Origin of the sequence: Streptomyces sp. BB1-1-1 (assembly GCF_031597775.1) — a bacterium.
Lineage (GTDB): Bacteria > Actinomycetota > Actinomycetes > Streptomycetales > Streptomycetaceae > Streptomyces > Streptomyces thinghirensis.
In genome coordinates this window covers 6,150,440-6,169,124 of sequence record NZ_CP134203.1, presented here as the reverse complement: position 1 = coordinate 6,169,124, position 18,685 = coordinate 6,150,440, and the positions used below count along the sequence as shown (strand labels likewise).

Sequence of the window (18,685 nt, the reverse complement as noted above, 5' to 3'; positions counted from 1 at the left end):
TCCATGGGACGCAACACAAGAAAACGCCGTACGCCGCTGGCCACCAAGGTCGTAGCCGGGGCGGCGGCCCTGGCGGTCGGCGGGGGCGGGCTGGTCTGGGCCAACTTCTACGCCTCGGCGCACGAGGAGAATCCTGCGCACAACCGGACGAGGTCCGCCGCCGCGCAGGTGGCGACGATCGACTGTCCCGACGTGGGCCAGCAGCTCTCCGACGTGCCGGACCGGGCGCGCGGGGAGGTCGACGGCGAACTGGCCACGATGGACAGCCAGATCACCGACGCCTACAAGCGCCTCGCCACCACGCGGCGCGCGCAGGCGGGTGACTCGCAGTTCGTCCAGAACGCGATTCTCGGCCCGCTGAAGGACCGCCGGAAGGCGATCATCGACCGGATCCAGCTGGAGATCAACCGGGCCGGCGGCCAGGCCGACGACAATCTGGACGAGCTGGCCCAGTGCCAGGGGCAGCCCCCGGAGCAGCCGCAGAACGGCGACGGCCAGAACAACGGTGACGGCCAGGACGGCGACGGTCAGAACGGCGACGGCCAGGGTGACGGTCAGAACGGTGACGGTCAGGGTCAGGACGACGGCCAGAACCAGGACGACAACGGCAACGGCGTCGCGGGCCCGGTGGCCGACGACTTCATCGACATCAACGACGTCGAGCCCAACAGCCGCAACAGCCAGAACGGCCTGGCCGCCAACGGCGACGGCGGTTCCACGGGCACCTTCACCACGGACTGCGGTGTCAACGAGAACGACCTGTTCAACAGCGACAACCTGATCGCCGCCCCGGGCGTCGACAACGGCGCGCACCACGTGCACGACTATGTCGGCAACCAGGACAACGACGCCTTCTCCAGCGACGAGGACCTGGCGAACGCCGACACCTCGTGCCAGAACCAGGGCGACAAGTCCACCTACTACTGGCCGGTGCTGCGGCTCCAGGACGGTACGGAGGAGTTCGACGCGAACGACCTGGGCGGTGGCGCGGACGGCAACGTCGGCAAGATCCTGAAGCCGGCCCAGGCCGAGCTGAAGTTCGTCGGCAACCAGCGGAGCGACGTGGTCGCCATGCCGAAGTTCCTGCGCATCATCACCGGTGACGCCAAGTCCTTCACCAACGGCGACGCGAACGCCAACAGTTCGTGGAGCTGCACCGGCTTCGAGGACCGGCAGGTCACCGACAAGTATCCGCTCTGCCCCGAGGGCAGCCAGGTGGTGCGCACGTCCAACTTCCAGAGCTGCTGGGACGGCCAGAACATCGACAGCGCCAACCACCGTGACCACATGGCGTTCGTCCAGGCGGACGGCAGTTGCGGGAACGGCTTCCAGGCCATTCCCCAGCTGCAGGTCCGTCTGGTGTACGACATCCCCACCCCGACCATCGAGAACGGCTCGGTGCAGAACCCGTACGCCGTGGACAGCTTCCCGGAGCAGCTGCACAAGCCGATCACCGATCACAACGACTTCATCAACGTCATGGACGAGGACCTGATGAACGAGGTGGTCGACTGCATCAACAGCGGCGAGGACTGCCAGTAGTCCTGCCGAGAGCGGGTGAGAGGGCCGGTGGCGGCATTCGCCACCGGCCCTCTTCGCGTCGCCCGCAGGGGTCAGCCGCCGTGTCCGCCGTGCTCCGCCGGGTGGCTGCCGCCGCCGTGCCGCGTGCCCTGCTCCAGGGTCCCGCCGAGCCGGCCGCGCAGGTCCGCCACGACGTCCTGGTGGCCGACGGCGACCCATTTGCGGCCGACGAGGTAGTAACCGCCGTAGTCCTTGGCCGTGTTGATCCACTCGCGCTGGCCGCGGTCGGTGGAGAAGGTGGCGAGGACGTACTTCTCGTCGCCCTTCTCGCAGAGCGCCTGGCGGATGGTGTCGGCGTCGGTCTGCATGTTCGGGGCGCACTTCACCTCGGCGGCCAGGTGCTCCAGGCTGCCGGTCGCCGTCTCCGGGACGGCCGCCTCGCCGTTCCCGTCGGAGCCGCAGCCGGTCAGCGCCAGTACCGCCGCCGCTCCGGCCAGCGCGAGCATCGGTCGGGTCAGCCTCATGTGTTCCTCCGGTCCGTTCCGGCGACATGCCGCACGGAGCCCCGGCGAGGGCTCTCGTCATCGATACGGCCGCGAGGCGCGAAGTACTCAGCGATCCTGGTGCCCCGAGCACGCCCGTGCGAAAGTGGCGCCGTGGACCAGGACTGGGAAGACCGAGTGACCGCCGCGTGGTCGACGTTCGACGACTACGCCGAGGACGACGCCGCCGCCTTCCGCGCGGTGATCGACGCCCTCGCCGACGAGCTGCCCGCGGACAGTCCCCTCGGCCTGTTCGAGCGGGCCTGCGCCTGGGACTCCACCGGCCACTCCGACCGGGCCGTGCCGCTGTACCGCGAGGCGCTGGCGCGCGGCCTGGGCGAGGTCAGCGGCTACAAGGGCCGCCGGGCGAAGATCCAGCTCTCCAGCTCCCTGCGGAACACCGGTCACCCGGAGGAGGGCGTCAAGCTGCTGTCGCCCGAACTGCTCGCGCCGTCCGACGAGTTGGACGACGCGGTACGGGCCACGCTCGCGCTCTGCCTGTCGAGCATGGGTCGCGACCGTGAGGGCCTGTCGCTGGCGCTCGGCGCGCTCGCGCCCCATCTGCCGCGCTACCAGCGCGCGATGGCCGCCTACGCACGGCAGCTGGTGGAACCCGAGGAGTGACCCGGACACGGTGACCAACCACCGATTCGCTCGTTCTGCTGAACGTGCAGTCACAGGATGTCGCCCCGCGCCCCGCACCGTCCTCAGCCTCCTCGGCCGACCCGGTCGTCGACGTCGAGCAGGCCGAGGCCGCGCTCGTCGAGCACTATCCGCGCCTGGTCCGGCTCGCCTATCTGGTGCTGCCGCCACGCCTCGGCCGGAGCCGCCGCGTCCTGACCGCGCACGCCCTCACCCAGCGCGCGCTGCCCCGGAACCGGACGACGACACCCGTGATCCCGGCCCAGTCGACCGGCCGCGGGGTCGACCCCGGCTACGCCCTGGTCCGGCTGCGGGTCGTCCGTACGGCGCTGGAGGCGGGCCTCCCGCTCAGGCGGCGCGCGTGGCCCAAGCGCTCCCAGCTGCCGCCGCTGCTGCCCCAGGTGCGGGGGCTCAAGCTCTTCCCGCGCTCGGGCGGCGCCGACGAACTCGCCCTCGACCAGCGGCTCTCCGCCCTCTCCGCGCCGGGCCGGGCGGCCTACGTGCTGCGGGGCCTGGAGAAGCTCCCCGACGACGACGTACGGCAGCTGCTCGTGGCCGCCGGGGTGGCCGACGCGGACGCCGCGCTGCGGGAGGCCGACGAGGTGCCCGGCCAGTACGCGCTGCTCGGCTCCCCCGAGTTCGACCCCTGCTCGCTGCAGGCCCGCCCGACCGACCTGATGCGCCGCCGGCAGCACACGAAGGCGGCGCTGGTCGCCGGGGCGGCCCTGGTGGTGTGCGGGGCGTTGCTGGGGTTGCCCGGTGAGGGCTGGGGGCCGGACGGCGCCGCCGCCCCGCCGTACGCGCAGAACCCGGCGGCCGAGGCCGCCCTCGACCCCGGCAGGCTGACGAAGATCGCCGCCGCCGCGTGGGAGACGTCCGCGCGCACCGACTTCTCGGTGTGGCCGGCCCGCGGTGACCTCACCGGTGACGAGGAGCTGCTGCGGCGCGCCCTCGCCGTCTGGGCCCGGCCCGGCGAGGAGGTGGGGGTCTCGGCGACACCGGGCACCCCGACCGGCGGCCCGTCCGGCCCGCCCCAGCTGCTGTACGCCGGGACCGTCGACAACGCGCGCGTGGTGATCCTGCACGACGGTCTGCGCATCGCCAGGTACGCCGAGCCGAAGGACGGCACGGCCGGGGCCGCCCTGGACTTCGCGCGCACCGACGGCGCCGGCCGGGCCGAGGCGAACGCCGTGGTCCTGGGCCGGGCCGACGGCAACGTCCGCTATCTGACGGCGCCCTGGGTGACGAAGGCGGCCGGGCGGGACCTCACCGACCCGGACTCCGACGCCCGGGACCTGACGCTGACCGACGGCGTGACCTCGCCGGTGGCCAGCCCCGTGCAGCAGCAGTCGGGGGCGTGCGCGTCCTGGGACGTCCTGGAGCTGACCGACGGCTCGGACACCCGCCTGGTCACCGACCTCGGCGAACTGGTCCCGGCCCGCCTCACCACCGGGCGCCCCGGCTCGGCGAAGGACGCCTCCGGCGCCGAGGCGCTGGGTACCTGGGCGCCGTACGCCTGCTCGCTGGGCGCGGTGCGAGGGCAGGGCGTGCGGTCGGTGAACGCCTGGGAGTTCGCGACGCAGCCGCTGCCCGATTCCAGCGGGTCGGCCGCGTGGGTGTGCACCCGGGCCGAGACCTGGCGGGGCGACGGGGCCCGGGTGATGGCCCAGTTCCGGACGCCGGGCGGGGCGCGGGGCGCGGTGGCGGCGAAGGCACAGGGCGTGCCGGCCTGTGGCGAGCGCGACCCGCACGTGCTGGCCGGGGTGCTGTGGAAGTCGGAGGGCGGGCACTGGTACCTGCTCGCCGCCGGCGACCGCGACACGGAGTCGGTCGAGGCGTCGGGCGGGATCAACGACTCCGCCGACGGCAACCTGCTGACGGCGAAGGCCGAGCAGGGCGCGCAGGCCGAGCTGAAGGGCACCCTGGAGAACGGCCGGACGATCGGCGGACTTCGCTAGCTGACACCAGCGTCAACAAGTACCCGCACGAGGGTTCCCCGGAGCCCTACCCGTCAGTACATTGACGCCATGTCTAATACGCATGTCCCGCTCAAGGCACGGAAGGTGTCCTTCGCCTGGGAGGACACCCCGCTGCACTGGGTGCCGGGGGACCCGTTCACGACGCACACGATCAATGTGCTGCACCTGCTGCTGCCCGCCGGGGAGCGCTGGTTCGTGCACGTCTACAAGCAGGTGCTGCCGTACATCCGGGACGAGCGGCTGCGCGAGGACGTCATCGGGTTCATCGGGCAGGAGGCGATGCACTCCCAGGCCCACGACGAGGTGCTGCCGCACCTGAAGGACCAGGGGCTCGACCCGACGCCGTACACCGCGCAGGTCGACTGGCTCTTCGAGAAGCTGCTCGGCGACCGCACGCTGCCGCCGGGCCGGCCGCGCCGGTGGTGGCTGATGGAGCGGGTGGCGCTGATAGCGGCCATCGAGCACTACACGGCGTTCCTCGGCGACTGGGTGCTCAACGCGGACGCGCTCGACCGGCGCGGCGCCGATCCGACCATGCTGGACCTGCTGCGCTGGCACGGCGCCGAGGAGGTCGAGCACCGCTCCGTGGCCTTCGAGGTGTTCCTGCACGTGGACGGGGGCTATGCGCGGCGGGCGCGCACCTGGGCGACCGCGTTCGCGGCGCTGGTGTTCCTGTGGCAGCGCGGGGCCAGGTACTTCATGGAGAACGACCCGACGCTCATCGACGGCCGCGCCACCTTCCGGGAGTTCCACCGGCGCGGCCGACGCGGTCTGCTGCCCTCGACCGGCGCCGTGGCCCGCTCCGTGCCGCGCTATCTGAGCCGTGGCTACCACCCGTCCCAGGAGGGGTCGACCGAGCAGGCCGTGGCCTATCTCGCCGCCTCCCCCGCCGCAGTCGCCGCCGTCGCCGCCGTCGCCGCCGAGAAGTCGCAGGAGGGTGCCGTATGAAGCCCAAGCCGATGACCCTGGTGCTCGCGGCCGGTGCCGCGCTCGTCGTCCGCCGGGCGCTGCGGCGCCGTATCCAGGCCTCGCCGCTGTGGCCGATGCCCGCGCTGGACCCGCCGGTCTCCGGGCGGCCCCGCTCGCGCGCGCTGACGCTGCTGGTCACCGCGCACGAGCGGATAGCCGACGGGGTGGTCCGAATCCGCCTGGAGGGACACGACCTGCCGCGCTGGGAGCCGGGCGCCCACCTGGACCTGGTGCTGCCGTCGGGGCTGGTGCGGCAGTACTCGCTGTGCGGCGACCCGGAGGACACCTCGTCGTACACCGTCGCCACGCGGCTGGTCGAGGACGGGCGGGGCGGCTCGCGCGAGGTGCACGAGCAGGTGCAGGAGGGCGTGGAACTGGAGGTGCGCGGCCCGCGCAACCGCTTCCCGCTGGTCGATGCCCCCGCCTACGCCTTCGTCGCCGGCGGCATCGGCATCACGCCGGTCCTGCCCATGGTGCGGGCCCTGCCGGAGGGCACCGAGTGGCGGCTGCTGTACGGCGGGCGGACGCGGGCCTCGATGCCGTTCCTGGAGGAGATCGAGAAGCTGGACCCGGACCACGAGAGGGTCACCGTCGTCGCCGAGGACGAGGACGGACGTCCCGGGCTCGACGCCTTCCTGGCGGACCTCCCCGAGGGCACGGCGGTGTACTGCTGCGGCCCGGAGGGCCTGATGGCGGCCGTCGAGGAACGCCTCCCGGAGGGCACGGCGCTGCACCTGGAGCGGTTCGCGCCGCGTACGACGGCCGGTGGCGACGGGGAGTTCGAGGTCGAGCTGCACCGCAGCGGGCGCACGCTCACCGTGGACGGGGACACCTCGGTGCTGACCGCCGTGCGCGCCGAGCTGCCGAACACCCCGTACTCCTGTGAGCAGGGCTGGTGCGGGACCTGCCAACAGAAGGTGCTGGAGGGCGAGATCGATCACCGGGACGAGCTGCTGACCGACTCGGAGCGCGGCGACTCGATGCTCATCTGCGTGTCCCGCGCCCGGGGGACACGGCTCGTGCTGGACATGTGAACACCTGCGCCCGGTCCGGCCCGTTCGGGGGCCGGATTCGATCGGTAAGGTGTTCGTATGACTACCGGGGTACGCCGCAGAATGGGCGTCGAGGAGCGGCGGCAGCAGTTGATCGGCGTCGCGCTCGATCTGTTCAGCCGCCGCTCGCCCGACGAGGTCTCCATCGACGAGATAGCGTCGGCGGCGGGCATCTCGCGCCCGCTGGTCTACCACTACTTCCCCGGCAAACTCAGCCTGTACGAGGCCGCGTTGCAGCGTGCCTCGGACGATCTGGCGGCCCGGTTCGTGGAGCCGCACGAGGGCCCGCTGGGCGCGCGGCTGCTGCGGGTGATGGGCCGCTACTTCGACTTCGTCGACGAGCACGGCCCCGGTTTCTCGGCCCTGATGCGCGGTGGCCCGGCGGTGGGCTCGTCCACGACCAACGCCCTCGTGGACTCCGTACGGCAGGCCGCGTATGTCCAGATCCTTTCGCACCTGGGCGTCACCGATCCGCCCGCGCGCCTGGAACTGGTCGTCCGCTCCTGGATCTCGCTCGCCGAGTCGACGGCGCTGATCTGGCTGGACGGGCGCCGCATCCCGCGCGCCGAGCTGGAGACCCAGCTCGTGCACGACTTCGCCGCGCTGACGGCGGTGAGCGCCGCCTACGACGAGGAGATGGGCGCCCTGCTGCGCCGCGTCATCGAGGACGAACCGGCCGACGGCCCCTTCGGGGACCTGGTCGGCCGGCTCATCGGGCTCGCGGGCTAGCTCAGCTCTCGAACTTCCGGTACGACGGGTCCAGGTCGCGGACCTCGGCGGAGGCGTGCAGGGCGAGGCCGTCGCCCGGCTTCACGTGCTGCCGCAGCAGTTCCAGGACGGCCTCGGTGAGCCGGGCCTTGGTCTCTTCGGTGCGGCCCGCGAGCAGACCGAGGGTGACGTGCACGACGGCGTGCCCCTCGGTGTCCGGGCCGACCGTGGTGTCCTCGCCGCGGCGGAACTGCGTCTTGCACGCCGGCGGCTTGGCGGCCGCGATCTCTACGACGGCGGTGTGCAGCGCCCGCGCGAACGCGGGCCGGTCGAAGTCGTCCGCGAGCTGGGCGGAGTAGTCGACGGTGATCTGCGGCATGAGCCCTCCCGGTGCGTGAACAGCAGGGCTCACCCTAACCGCAGACCACCGCCGTCCTACGGCCGTCAGCCGGTGCGCTCGAAGACGGCGACCGTACGGCCCGGGACGGTGAACGTGCCGGTCCCGGCCGCGTACGCGGACTTCTTCACCACCGGGTCCGCGCCCGCCGCCTGCACCGGATGCAGCCGGTAGCCGGTGCCGGCCGCCGCCTCGATCCGCTGCTCCCGCTGCTGCGGGGTGGCGTTGAAGACGACCACGAGGTCACCGAGGAGCATGGTGATCACGCCGGGCGTCTCGTCCTTCCCGGAGAGCGGGAAGGAGAGCCGGGACTGCACCCGTTCCGCCGTGCCGAGGGAGAAGTCCTGCTCGCTCGTACGGATCTTCAGCAGGTCCCGGTACGCCGCCGAGGCGCCGGTGATCTGCGGGCAGCCGACCTCGACCGTGCCGAGCAGGGGCTTGGCGTACGGCCACTTGTCCTCGTTGTCGGCGGCCGGGGGCAGGCCGCGGCCGAAGCCGTTGCCGTCGGCGCAGTTCCAGTGGATGGCGTTGAACCAGTCGCCGCTGTCGTAGGAGTTGCGGTCCAGTGACTTGGAGCGCAGCAGGTCGGTGCCGGCCTGGGAGAGCGCCGGGCCCTGCGAGAGGGAGGCGGTCGCCATGGCGAGGACCTGCATGCGGGCCCGGTCGTCGGCGCTCACGGTCGCCGGCAGCTTGAAGGCGAGCGCGTCGAAGAGGGACTCGTTGTCGTGCGCGTCGGCGTAGGCGAGGGCGTCGCCCGGTGCCTCGGCGTATCCGGCGGGGGCGCCGTTGTAGTCGACCTCGGAGCCCTTGACCTCCTTGCCGTCGGTGTCCGTGAAGGTGTAGCCGGCGAGATTGCCGGTGAGGCCGACCTTGACCAGGTCCTGGTAGTGCAGCAGGCGGGCCCTCTGCTCGGCCTCGGTGCCGTTGGCCGCCGAGCCGTTGGGCTCGGTGAACAGGCCGGAGGCGAAGCCCTGGACGCCGGGGTCCTCGTCGAAGGGGCCGCCGCCGCGCACGGCGTCGCGGGCGCGGTCGGAGAAGGTCGCGATGCCGGTGCCGGCCATGTTCTTCTGGGTGGCCTGCGTGAAGCGGGCGTCGTCGGCGACCTCGCCGAAGTTCCAGCCCTCGCCGTACAGGATGATCTTCTTGCCGTCGACGCCGTCCTTCTTGAGGGTCAGCGCGTCGAGGGCCTTGCGTACGGCGAGGATGTTGGCCTTCGGGTGGTGGCCCATGAGGTCGAAGCGGAAGCCGTCGACCTTGTACTGCTTGGCCCAGGTGACGACCGAGTCGACGACCAGCTTGCCCATCATGGCGTTCTCGGTGGCGGTGTTGGCGCAGCAGGTGCTGTTCGCCACCGAGCCGTCGGCGAGGAGCCGCTGGTAGTAGCCGGGGACGATCCGGTCGAGGACGCTGGTCTTCGCCTGGCCGCTGGCCGCGGTGTGGTTGTAGACGACGTCCATGACGACGCGCAGGCCGTCCTCGTTGAGCGCCTTGACCATCTCGCGGAACTCGACCGTGCGGGCGGTGCCGTCCGGGTCGGTGGCGTAGGAGCCCTCGGGGACCGTGTAGTGGTACGGGTCGTAGCCCCAGTTGTAGGCGTCCTTGGCGGCGGCCTTCGCCACGCACTCCTGCTGCTTGACGGAGTCGGCCGGGAGCGCGGCGAGGTCGCAGTCGACGGTGGCCTGGTCGGACTTCTTCTCCGGGATCGTGGCGATGTCGAAGGCGGGCAGCAGGTGCACGTACGACGTGCCGGCCTCGGCCAGTTCGCGCAGGTGCTTCGAGCCGTCGCTCTTCTTGTCGGTGAAGGCGAGGTAGGTGCCCTCGCGGTCCGCGTCCGCCGTCCGGTCCGCGACCGAGAAGTCGCGGATGTGCAGCTCCTGGATCTGGGCGTCCCTGAGCGGCACGGCCTCGGGCTTGTCGTAGCTGTGCCAGCCTCGCGGGGTGAGGGAGCGGTCGCCCAGGTCGACGACGAGGCTGCGCTCGGAGTCGGTGGTCAGGGCGAGGGAGTACGGGTCGGTGACCTTGTTGGTGACGACCTTCCCGGCCTCGGGCGCCCACACCTTCACGGCGTAGCGATAGTCCTTGCCCTTCCAGGAGCGCGGGCCGCGCACGGACCAGACGCCGGTGTCGTCGTCGCGCCGCATGCGGACCGTGCGGTCGCCGATCTCCAGCTTCACGTCCTGTGCGGTCGGCGCCCACACGGAGAGGGTGGGGCGGCCGTGGCGGAAGGTCGGGCCGAGGTCGGCCTTCGTCGCGTCGGCCGCGTACAGGTCGTCCAGGACGCCGCCGATCTGCACGCCGGTCGCCGAGAGGACGGCGCCGTTGGCGGCGCGCTGCGAGGCGACGACCTGGCCGCGCAGGGCCTCGCGCACCCGGTCGCGGTCGCGCGGGTCGACGGACCAGGCGGTGTACGCGCCCAGGTGCGGGAACTTCGCCTTCTGGGCGTCGGTGAGGGTGGTCTTGGCGAGGCGGAGCCAGGTGGTGTCGTCGTCGCCGGTCAGGGTGGAGTCCTCGGCCTTGATCGCGCCGGTGCGGGAGGCGAGCAGCTGGGTGGAGGCGGCGCCCTCGGAGCCGTTCCAGGCGACGGTGTTCCGGTCGATCCAGACCGCCTTGGAGGTGGTGAGGTCGACGGCCGCCGCCGAACCGGCCGGTTGCGGCAGCAGGTACTTCTCCTCGCCGCTCACCAGCCACACCTCGTGCCCGTTGGCCTTGAGGTCCAGGGCCTGGTCGGTGGGCAGGTCCTTCTCGTCGCCCTTGTGGACGATGTAGCTGAGACTGGTGGCACCCTCGGTGAGCGGTACCTCGAAGACCGCGCCATAGGGGTCAGTCTTCACCGGTGTCAGGGGCTTCGACCAGTCGGTGGGGTTCGCGGCGCCGCCCCAGACGTGCAGTCCCCAGCCGTCGTAGTTCCCGTCGGCGCGGTGGTAGTGGAGGACGGCCTTGGTGGTGTCCTGGGCGGGGTAGTCGGGCCGCTCCGTGGCGACCGGCTCCTTGCCCTGCTCGATCCACACCTCGCCGGTCCGCGTGACGTCGATGGTGCGGTCGGCGGCCACGTCCTTGTTGCCGTCCTTGTCGACGACGAGGAAGCTGACGTCACTCGCGCCGGGCTTGAGCTTGACGTAGGCGAAGGCTCCGTAGGCGTCCCGGCCGGTGAAGGGGTGGCTGTCGGGCCAGGTGGTCGCCTCGCCGTCGGCGAGGTCGCCCCAGGCGTACAGGCCCCAGTCCTTGTAGTTCCCGTCCTCCCGCTTGTAGTGGACGATCGCGTAGTCGCGGGAAGCGGCGGTGGGCGGCTGCTCGACGGGCGGGGTGCCGGTCGTCGAGGCTGCCGTGGTGCTCGCGGTGCGGCCCGCCGAGTCGACGACGACCGCCTTGTAGCGCAGGGCGGTGCCGGCGGGGGTGTCCTCGCCGATGGTGTGGGTGACCTTGTAGGGGGCGTGGTCGGCGGAGCCGAGGGTGCGCCACTTGCCGTCGCCGGTCTGGGCGGCGAAGACGACGCGGTTGAGCTGTCCCCCGGTGACGTCGGCCGTCAGCTCGACGGTGCCGGTGGCGCCGGGCTCGGGGGCGGTGAGGGTGAGGGCCGGCTCGGTGGCGGGCTCGGCGAGCCGGCCGGCGGCCTTGAGGACGATGGCCGACCCGGCGGGGACGGTGACGGTGACCTTCTTGTCGGCGCCGGACCTCACGTCGTCGTCGGTGCCGTAGAGGGCGCGGAAGGCCATGCGCGCCGAGCCGGTCGCGAAGGTCGCGGTCTTCGCCTCGTCGGCGTTGTTGAAGGCGACGACGTACTCGGTGCCGCGTTCGGCGTCGGTGCGGGAGAAGGCGTAGACGCCGGTGCCGTCGGCCGCGTACCGCGCGGTCTGGACGCCGTCGGCGAGGGCCGGGTGGGCCTTGCGGAGCTTTGCGAGAGCACTGATCTGCTTGTAGAGCGGTGCTCGCGTGTCGTAGGCGGCGTCGGCGTGGGTGCGGTCGGTGCCGAGCTGGTCGTCGTCCAGGTAGTCGGCGGTGCGGGAGGCGAACATCGGCTGGCGGGCGTCCTTGTCGCCGCCCGCGCCGGTGAAGCCCTGCTCGTCGCCGTAGTAGATCACCGGGTTGCCCCGGCTGAGGAACATCAGCTCGTTGGCGAGCTTGTCCTTCTTCAGCAGTTCGGCGTCGGTGGCCTTCGGGTTGTCCTGCTTGAGGAAGGTGCCGAAGCGGCCCATGTCGTGGTTGCCGAGGAAGGTGACCTGCTCGTAGGCGTTGGCCTTGTCGGTCGTGTACTTCCAGTCGTCACCGAAGACGGCCGCGAGCTTCTGGGCGCTGCCGCCCTGGGAGGCGTAGCCGCGGGCCGCGTCCTGGAAGGGGAAGTCCAGCGTGGAGTCCAGGCGGCCCTGGGTGACGTACGGGGAGGTGACGGAGGTGTCGGCGGAGTAGACCTCGCCGAACATGAAGAAGTCGTCCCGGCCCTTCTTCGCCGCGTAGGCGTCGAGCGCGGTGGCCCACTGGGTCCAGAACTCCATGTCGACGTGCTTGACCGTGTCGATGCGGAAGCCGTCGATGGCGAAGTCCTTGACCCACCGCTGGTAGATCTTCTCCATGCCGTCGACGACCTCGGGCCGTTCGGTCCACAGGTCGTCGAGGCCGGAGAAGTCGCCGTAGGTGGCGGACTCGCCGGCCCAGGTGGAGTCGCCGCGGTTGTGGTACATCGCCGGGTCGTTGAGCCACCTCGGGACCTTGAGGTCCTTCTTGGCGGCGGGGACGACCGGCGTACGCGGGAAGGAGCCGGCGTCCACGCGCGGGAACCGGCGGTCGCCCTTCGCGTAATCGGCGTCGTCGAAGGGCTCGCCATCCTTGGTCAGGTACGGGAAGGCGCCCTTGGAGAGGTAGTCGTAGGACTTCTCCTCGTAGTCGACGACGTCGGCGGTGTGGTTGGTGATGACGTCGAAGAAGACCTTCATGCCCTTGGCGTGCGCCTTGGAGATGAGGTTCTTGAGGTCCTGGTTGGTGCCGAAGTGCGGGTCGACCTGGGTGAAGTCGGTGATCCAGTAGCCGTGGTAGCCGGCGGAGGCGTTCTCCCCGGTCCCCTGCACGGGCTGGTTCTTGAAGATGGGCGCCATCCAGATGGAGGTGGTGCCCAGGCCCTTGATGTAGTCGAGCTTCTCGGTCAGGCCCTTGAGGTCGCCGCCCTGGTAGAAGCCCTTGTCGGTGGGGTCGTAGCCGGTGACGAGCCGGGTGCCGGTCAGGCCGCCCCGGTCGTTGCGGGCGTCGCCGTTGGCGAAGCGGTCCGGCAGGACGAAGTAGAACTGCTCGCGGGTGAGGTCGTGCCGCGCGTCGGCCTTCGCGAGCTTGGCGTCCGACGGGGGCGCGGGCGGGGCGTCGGCCCGCGCGGCGAGGGGCTGGACGAGCGTTGCGGCGAGCGCGGCCACGGTGACGGCCGCGACCCGTCTGGCTCGTGCGGTGCGGCGCGCGACAGGCACCGGCCATCTGGGTATCACAGGCGTGAACTCCTTGCGACTACGGCTCGATCGGGTCCGACCCCGGCGAGACCGTAGCGCTGCCGCAGGGCTTGCAGCAAGACTTGCGCAAGTAACGGAAAGGGTTTTCACAGTACTTGCCCCAAGTGCGTTCCGGCGGGGCCACGCGCAAGGCCCGCCGCTTCCCGTGGGGAGGCGGCGGGCCTTGCGCGGCTCGGGCGTTACCGGAGGTCAGGCCCGGGTCCACCACACCGTCGTGTCCGCCGGCACCTTCGCCTCGCCGGCCGCCTCGGTCACCTCACCGCTGGCCAGCAGCACCCGCCCGTACGCGGGCATCGGCACCGACTCGCCGGTGGTGTTGGCGACGCACACGAACTCGCCGCGCCGGAAGGCGACGACGCCCTCGGGTGCGCGCAGCCACTCGACGGCGTCGCCCGCGCCCAGGTCGGCCCGCTCGCGGCGCACGGCCAGCGCGGCGCGGTACAGCTCCAGGGTCGAGCCGGGCTCGCCGGTCTGCGCCTCGACGCTCAGCTCGCCCCAGCCCGCCGGCTGCGGCAGCCAGCTGCCGCCGTCCCCGAAGCCGTACGACGACCCCGTGCGCGTCCAGGGGATCGGCACCCGGCAGCCGTCGCGGAAGCCGTCCTGGCCGGCGCCCCGGAAGTACGCCGGGTCCTGGCGCACCTCGTCCGGCAGGTCGACGACGTCCGGCAGCCCCAGCTCCTCGCCCTGGTAGACGTAGGCCGAGCCGGGCAGCGCCAGCATCAGCAGGGTCGCCGCGCGCGCCCTGCGCAGGCCCAGTTCGCGGTCGCCGGCCAGACGGATCTGGGTGCCGAGGCCGGGCGGGTTGGCGAAGCGGGTGGCGTGCCGGGTGACGTCGTGGTTGGACAGGACCCAGGTGGCCGGGGCGCCGACCGGGCGCATGGCGTCCAGCGTGCGGTCGATGACCGTGCGCAGCTCCGCCGCGTCCCAGTGGGTGCCGAGGTACTGGAAGTTGAAGGCCTGGTGCAGCTCGTCGGGGCGGACGTAGTTCGCGGTGCGCTCGACGGTGGGGGTCCAGGCCTCGGCGACGAAGATCCGCTCGCCGGAGTACTCGTCGAGGATCGTCCGCCACTGGCGGTAGATGTCGTGGACGCCGTCCTGATCGAAGAACGGCATGACATCGTTGCCCAGCAGCTTCAGCTGCTCGTGTGATCCAAGGTCGGGCAGGCCCTCGGCCTTCACCATGCCGTGTGCGACGTCGATCCGGAAGCCGTCGACGCCCATGTCCAGCCAGAACCGCAGGATGGAGCGGAACTCGTCGCCGACGGCCGGGTGCTCCCAGTTGAAGTCGGGCTGCTCGGGGGCGAACAGGTGCAGGTACCACTCCCCCGGCGTGCCGTCGGGCTCGGTGACCCGGGTCCAGGCGGGGCCGCCGAAGATGGACTCCCAGTCGTTGGGCGGCAGTTCGCCGTTCTCGCCCTTGCCCGGGCGGAAGTGGTAGCGGTCGCGCGACGGCGAGCCGGGGCCCTCGGCGAGGGCGCGCCTGAACCACTCGTACTGGTCGGAGGAGTGGTTGGGCACCAGGTCGACGATGACGCGCAGGTCCAGCGCGTGGGCGTCGCGGATCAGCGCGTCGGCGTCCAGCAGGGTGCCGAACATGGGGTCGACGGCCCGGTAGTCGGCGACGTCGTAGCCGGCGTCGGCCTGCGGCGAGGCGTAGAAGGGGCTGAGCCACACGGCGTCCACGCCGAGGTCGCGCAGGTACGGCAGGCGGGTGCGGACACCCTCCAGGTCGCCCATGCCGTCGCCGTTGCTGTCGGCGAAGCTGCGCGGATACACCTGGTAGATGACCGCGTCCCGCCACCAGTCGTGGCGCCCTGCGACGGTGGCGACGGCGGAGGCGGGGGCCGGTGCGGCGGAGTGCTGCTGGCTCATGTCGTCCTTGTGATGTGACGGAGTTCAGGTCATGGAGGCACGGGTGGGGGAGGGAGCGGCCGGCCGCGGTGCAGCGGGGTCGGATGGGCACCGCGGCCGGACGTTTTCCCGGCGGGGCGTCAGCCCTTCGTGCCGCCGGCGGTGAGGCCGGTCACCAGGTTCTTCTGCACCAGGTAGAAGAACGCGGAGACGGGTATCGCGACGAGTACGGCGGTGGCCGCCATCAGATGGCGCTGCGCGTCGTGCTCGCTGACGAAGCTCTGCAGGCCGACGGCGAAGGTGTACTTCGTGTCGCTCAGCATGAACGTCGAGGCGAAGGCGACCTCGCCGAAAGCGGTGATGAAGCTGTAGAAGCCGGCGACCGCCAGGCCCGGCCGGGCGAGCGGCAGGATCAGCCGGAAGAAGGTGCCGAAGGGGCTCAGGCCGTCGACGCGCCCGGCCTCGTCGATCTCGAACGGGATGGTGTCGAAGTAGCCCTTGAGCAGCCACGCGCAGTACGGCACCGCGGTCGAGCAGTAGACGAGGACCAGGCCGAGGTAGCTGTCGACGAGCTGGAGCTCGGACAGGATCTGGTACATCGGCACGATCAGTACGGCGATGGGGAACATCTGGGTGACCAGCAGCACCCACATGAGCTTTTTGTAGCCCGGGAAGCGCATCCGCGAGACCGCGTAGCCGGTGGTGGCGGCGACCATGACGCCGATGACCGTGGTCCCCAGTGAGACGATCAGCGAACTCTTCAGCCAGTCGAAGAACTGCGTGTGCTGGAGCACGAACGCGTAGTTGTCGAAGGTCATCTTCGACCAGATGCGCTCGGGGTGCAGGTAGTCGTTCTTGTCCGGGCCGAGCGACAGGTAGACCAGCCAGGCGACCGGGAAGAGCGCGATGAGGCTCGCGACGGACAGGACGCCGTGGGAGGCGAGGGACGCGGCGCGGCTGCGTTCGCCGCGGCCGCGCACCCGGCGCGGCGGCGCGGTGGACGCGTCGGCCTGCTCCGCCGGGGCCTTGGTGGGCGCGGTTGTTGTACTCATGGCGGCTCCTGCCTCAGTTCGCGAGCTGCTGCTCATTGCGGTTCAGCCAGCGGCGGTAGAAGGAGGTGAAGACGATCAGGATGGCCAGCAGCAGGATGCCGTAGGCCGCGGACTGCGCGAAGTCGCGCGGCTGCTGCCCGAAGCCCAGGTGGTACGCCCAGGTCACCAGGATCTGCGCGTCGGGCGCGGTGTTGCCGAACAGCAGGAAGATCACGGCGAACTGGTTGAAGGTCCAGATGATGCCGAGCAGGACGACCGTGGAGCTGACCGCCCGCAGACCGGGCAGGGTGACGTGGCGGAACCGCTGCCAGGCGTTCGCGCCGTCCATCTCGGAGGCTTCGTAGAGCGTGTTGTCGATGGACTGCAGGCCGCCGAGGAGCGAGACCATCATGAACGGCACACCGCACCAGGTGTTCACCATGATCGCGGAGAACCGCTGCCAGAAGGTGTCCTCCAGCCACGCGGGGGTCGGCAGGTGCAGCCAGTCCAGGGCCGAGTTGACGATGCCGGCGTCGGCGAGCATGAAGCGCCAGCCGAAGACGGTGACGAAGGTGGGCACGGCCCACGGCAGGACCAGGATCAGCCGGTAGAAGGTGCGGCCGCGCAGCTTCTGGTTGAGCAGCAGGGCGAGACCGAGGCCGATGAAGAAGTGCAGGCCGACGCAGACCGCCGTCCACACGATGGTCCAGATGAAGTGCGACCAGAAGCGGTCGTACGCCGTCGGGCCCCACAGGATGTCGGCGTAGTTGTCCAGGCCGACGAACTTGTACGTGGCCTCGATCTCGTTGACGCCGATCGTGCGCCCCGTGTTGAGGCTGTTGGCGTCGGTGAGGGTGAGGTAGAGGCCGTAACCCAGCGGGTACAGCACGAGGACGCCGATCACGACGGCCACCGGCGCGATCATGGCGTAGGCGTACCAGTGCTTCTGGTAGCCGTCTTTCAGACGCCGGCCAAGGCCGGGCCGCGGGGTGCGGTCACCGCGGCGCTTGCCGGTCGCGCGGTCGATGGCGACTGTCATGGTTCGACACCTTCGGGAGCATCAGGACGAGCGGAACGTCAGGGGGTACGGCGCTCGGTGCGGTGGCCGCCGGGTCCCTCCCCTCCGGTAGGGGACCCGGCGGCCACCCGGACTCACTTGCTGAAGTCCGGCACCAGCTTGGCGATCGCGGTCTCGGCGTCGCTCAGCCCCTCGTCCAGGGACTTCTTGCCGCCGGCGATCTGGGGCAGCTGCTCATCGAGCGGGGTCCACAGGGAGCTGTACTCCGGCAGGGCCGGGCGCGGCTGGGCGGCCGGCAGGACCGTCTGGAAGCCGGCGATGCCCGGGTCGGCCTTGACCTCGGCGGTGTAGGCGTCGTCGCGGGTCGGCAGCGTGGAGTTCTTCAGGGCGACGGTCTCCTGGGACTTCGCCGAGGTCATGAACTTCACGAACTTCAGCGACGCCTCCTGGTGGGCCTTGTCCGAGCCGGCGTACACCGACAGGTTGTGGCCGCCGGTCGGGGCGCCCGCCTTGCCGGTGGAGCCGGCCGGGACGGTGGCGATGCCGAGGTTGTTCTTGTCCTTGAAGGCGGAGCCCTTGTAGAAGTTGGTGATCTCCCACGGGCCCTGGATGATCGAGGCGACCTTGCCGCTGACGAACGCCTCCTGGATGTGGGCGTAGGCGTCGGCGGTGACGTCGGCCTTGTGCAGGCCCTTGCCCTCGAAGAGGCTCAGCCAGGTGCCGTACGCCTTCTTCGCCTCGGGCGAGTTGACGGTGATCTTCTTGCCCTCGGCGTCGACCGTGTCGGTGCCCTCGCCGTACAGGAACGGCTGCGCGTAGTAACCGGCCGTGGAGGCCCAGTAGCCGTCGGCGCCGGTCTTGTCCTTGATGGTGGCGGCGGCCTTCTTCAGCTCGTCCCAGGTCTTGGGGGCCTCGACGCCGGCCTTCTCGAAGAGTTCCTTGTTGTAGACGAAGGCGAGGGTGTCGGTGACCAGCGGGACGCCGTAGGTCTTGCCCTCGTACTTGGCCTGCTCGATCAGGTTGGGCTGGAACTTGTCCTGCTCGGCGAGGGCCTCGGTGCCGTCCAGCGGCAGGAAGAAGCCCTTCTTGGCGAAGGCGGGGGTCCAGCCGACCTCGGCACGCAGCACGTCGGGGGCGCCCTTGGAACCGGCGGCGGTGTCGAACTTGTTCTGCGCCTGGTCGAAGGGGACGTTGACGTAGTTGACCTTGACGTCCTTGTTGGCGGCCTCGAACTCCTTGACCAGGGCCTGGTAGGTCGGCGCCTCGTTGGTCGCGTTCGAGGTGTCCCAGTACGTGATGGTGACCGGTCCGCCCGACTCGCTGTCGCTGCCGCCGTCCCCGCCGCACGCCGTCGCCGCGAGGGCGAGGGACGCCACCAGAGCGGTGGCCGCTATGCCACGCCGCATGAGTTCTCCTTGAGGGTGAAAGCCCGTGTGGTGCAGGGTGCGGGCCCGTCCGCCGCTCCTGCCGACACCGACCGCGTCCTTGC

At 71.1% G+C, this 18,685-nt stretch carries 13 protein-coding genes; 6 read left to right on the top strand and 7 right to left on the bottom strand.

Annotation, left to right across the window (positions count from 1 at the left end; genetic code table 11):
• Positions 1-3 precede the first annotated feature (3 nt).
• Positions 4-1,542: a DUF1996 domain-containing protein gene (locus RI578_RS28245; protein ID WP_310873703.1), complete on the top strand. Its 1,539-nt coding sequence runs from the start codon at positions 4-6 to the stop codon at positions 1,540-1,542.
• Between the two features lie 71 nt (positions 1,543-1,613).
• Here RI578_RS28245 and RI578_RS28240 read toward each other — a convergent pair whose 3' ends face one another.
• Positions 1,614-2,045, bottom strand: coding sequence for a hypothetical protein (locus RI578_RS28240; RefSeq protein ID WP_310873702.1), 432 nt, complete (start codon positions 2,043-2,045; stop codon positions 1,614-1,616).
• 132 nt (positions 2,046-2,177) lie between these two features.
• On the opposite strand from RI578_RS28240, the gene RI578_RS28235 reads away from it, so the two are divergent.
• The 5 genes from RI578_RS28235 (at position 2,178) to RI578_RS28215 (ending at position 7,434) form a co-directional block, all read left to right on the top strand.
• Positions 2,178-2,687: a tetratricopeptide repeat protein gene (locus tag RI578_RS28235; protein WP_310873701.1), complete on the top strand. Its 510-nt coding sequence runs from the start codon at positions 2,178-2,180 to the stop codon at positions 2,685-2,687.
• Positions 2,688-2,731: 44 nt separating this feature from the next.
• Positions 2,732-4,663 carry a hypothetical protein gene (locus RI578_RS28230; protein WP_310873700.1) on the top strand — a complete coding sequence of 644 codons (1,932 nt, stop codon included), beginning with the start codon at positions 2,732-2,734 and terminating at the stop codon, positions 4,661-4,663.
• Between the two features lie 69 nt (positions 4,664-4,732).
• Positions 4,733-5,632, top strand: a complete 900-nt coding sequence (locus tag RI578_RS28225; protein ID WP_310873699.1) for a metal-dependent hydrolase — start codon at positions 4,733-4,735, stop codon at positions 5,630-5,632.
• Positions 5,629-6,687: a PDR/VanB family oxidoreductase gene (locus RI578_RS28220; RefSeq protein ID WP_310873698.1), complete on the top strand. Its 1,059-nt coding sequence runs from the start codon at positions 5,629-5,631 to the stop codon at positions 6,685-6,687. Before RI578_RS28225 ends, RI578_RS28220 begins: the two co-directional genes overlap by 4 nt.
• An 81-nt stretch (positions 6,688-6,768) precedes the next feature.
• Entirely contained in the window at positions 6,769-7,434 is a 666-nt protein-coding gene (locus RI578_RS28215) for a TetR/AcrR family transcriptional regulator (RefSeq protein WP_310875878.1), read from the top strand.
• A 1-nt stretch (position 7,435) separates the two neighbouring features.
• On the opposite strand, the gene RI578_RS28210 is transcribed toward RI578_RS28215, so the two are convergent.
• The 6 genes from RI578_RS28210 to RI578_RS28185 form a co-directional block, all read right to left on the bottom strand.
• Positions 7,436-7,792 (bottom strand): 5-carboxymethyl-2-hydroxymuconate Delta-isomerase, encoded by a 357-nt coding sequence (locus tag RI578_RS28210; RefSeq protein ID WP_310873697.1) that lies wholly within the window; start codon positions 7,790-7,792, stop codon positions 7,436-7,438.
• A gap of 65 nt (positions 7,793-7,857) precedes the next feature.
• On the bottom strand, positions 7,858-13,275 hold the full coding sequence (gene pulA / locus RI578_RS28205; RefSeq protein WP_310873696.1) for a pullulanase-type alpha-1,6-glucosidase: 5,418 nt from the start codon (positions 13,273-13,275) through the stop codon (positions 7,858-7,860).
• A 210-nt stretch (positions 13,276-13,485) separates the two neighbouring features.
• Positions 13,486-15,168 (bottom strand): glycoside hydrolase family 13 protein, encoded by a 1,683-nt coding sequence (locus RI578_RS28200; protein WP_310873695.1) that lies wholly within the window; start codon positions 15,166-15,168, stop codon positions 13,486-13,488.
• Between the two features lie 119 nt (positions 15,169-15,287).
• Positions 15,288-16,199, bottom strand: coding sequence for an ABC transporter permease subunit (locus RI578_RS28195; RefSeq protein ID WP_310873694.1), 912 nt, complete (start codon positions 16,197-16,199; stop codon positions 15,288-15,290).
• A 13-nt stretch (positions 16,200-16,212) separates the two neighbouring features.
• Positions 16,213-17,217 carry a sugar ABC transporter permease gene (locus tag RI578_RS28190; RefSeq protein WP_310873693.1) on the bottom strand — a complete coding sequence of 335 codons (1,005 nt, stop codon included), beginning with the start codon at positions 17,215-17,217 and terminating at the stop codon, positions 16,213-16,215.
• A 113-nt stretch (positions 17,218-17,330) separates the two neighbouring features.
• The gene (locus tag RI578_RS28185) at positions 17,331-18,602 is read right to left on the bottom strand and encodes an extracellular solute-binding protein (protein ID WP_310873692.1); all 1,272 of its coding nucleotides are present in this window, start codon (positions 18,600-18,602) and stop codon (positions 17,331-17,333) included.
• Positions 18,603-18,685: the final 83 nt, after the last annotated feature.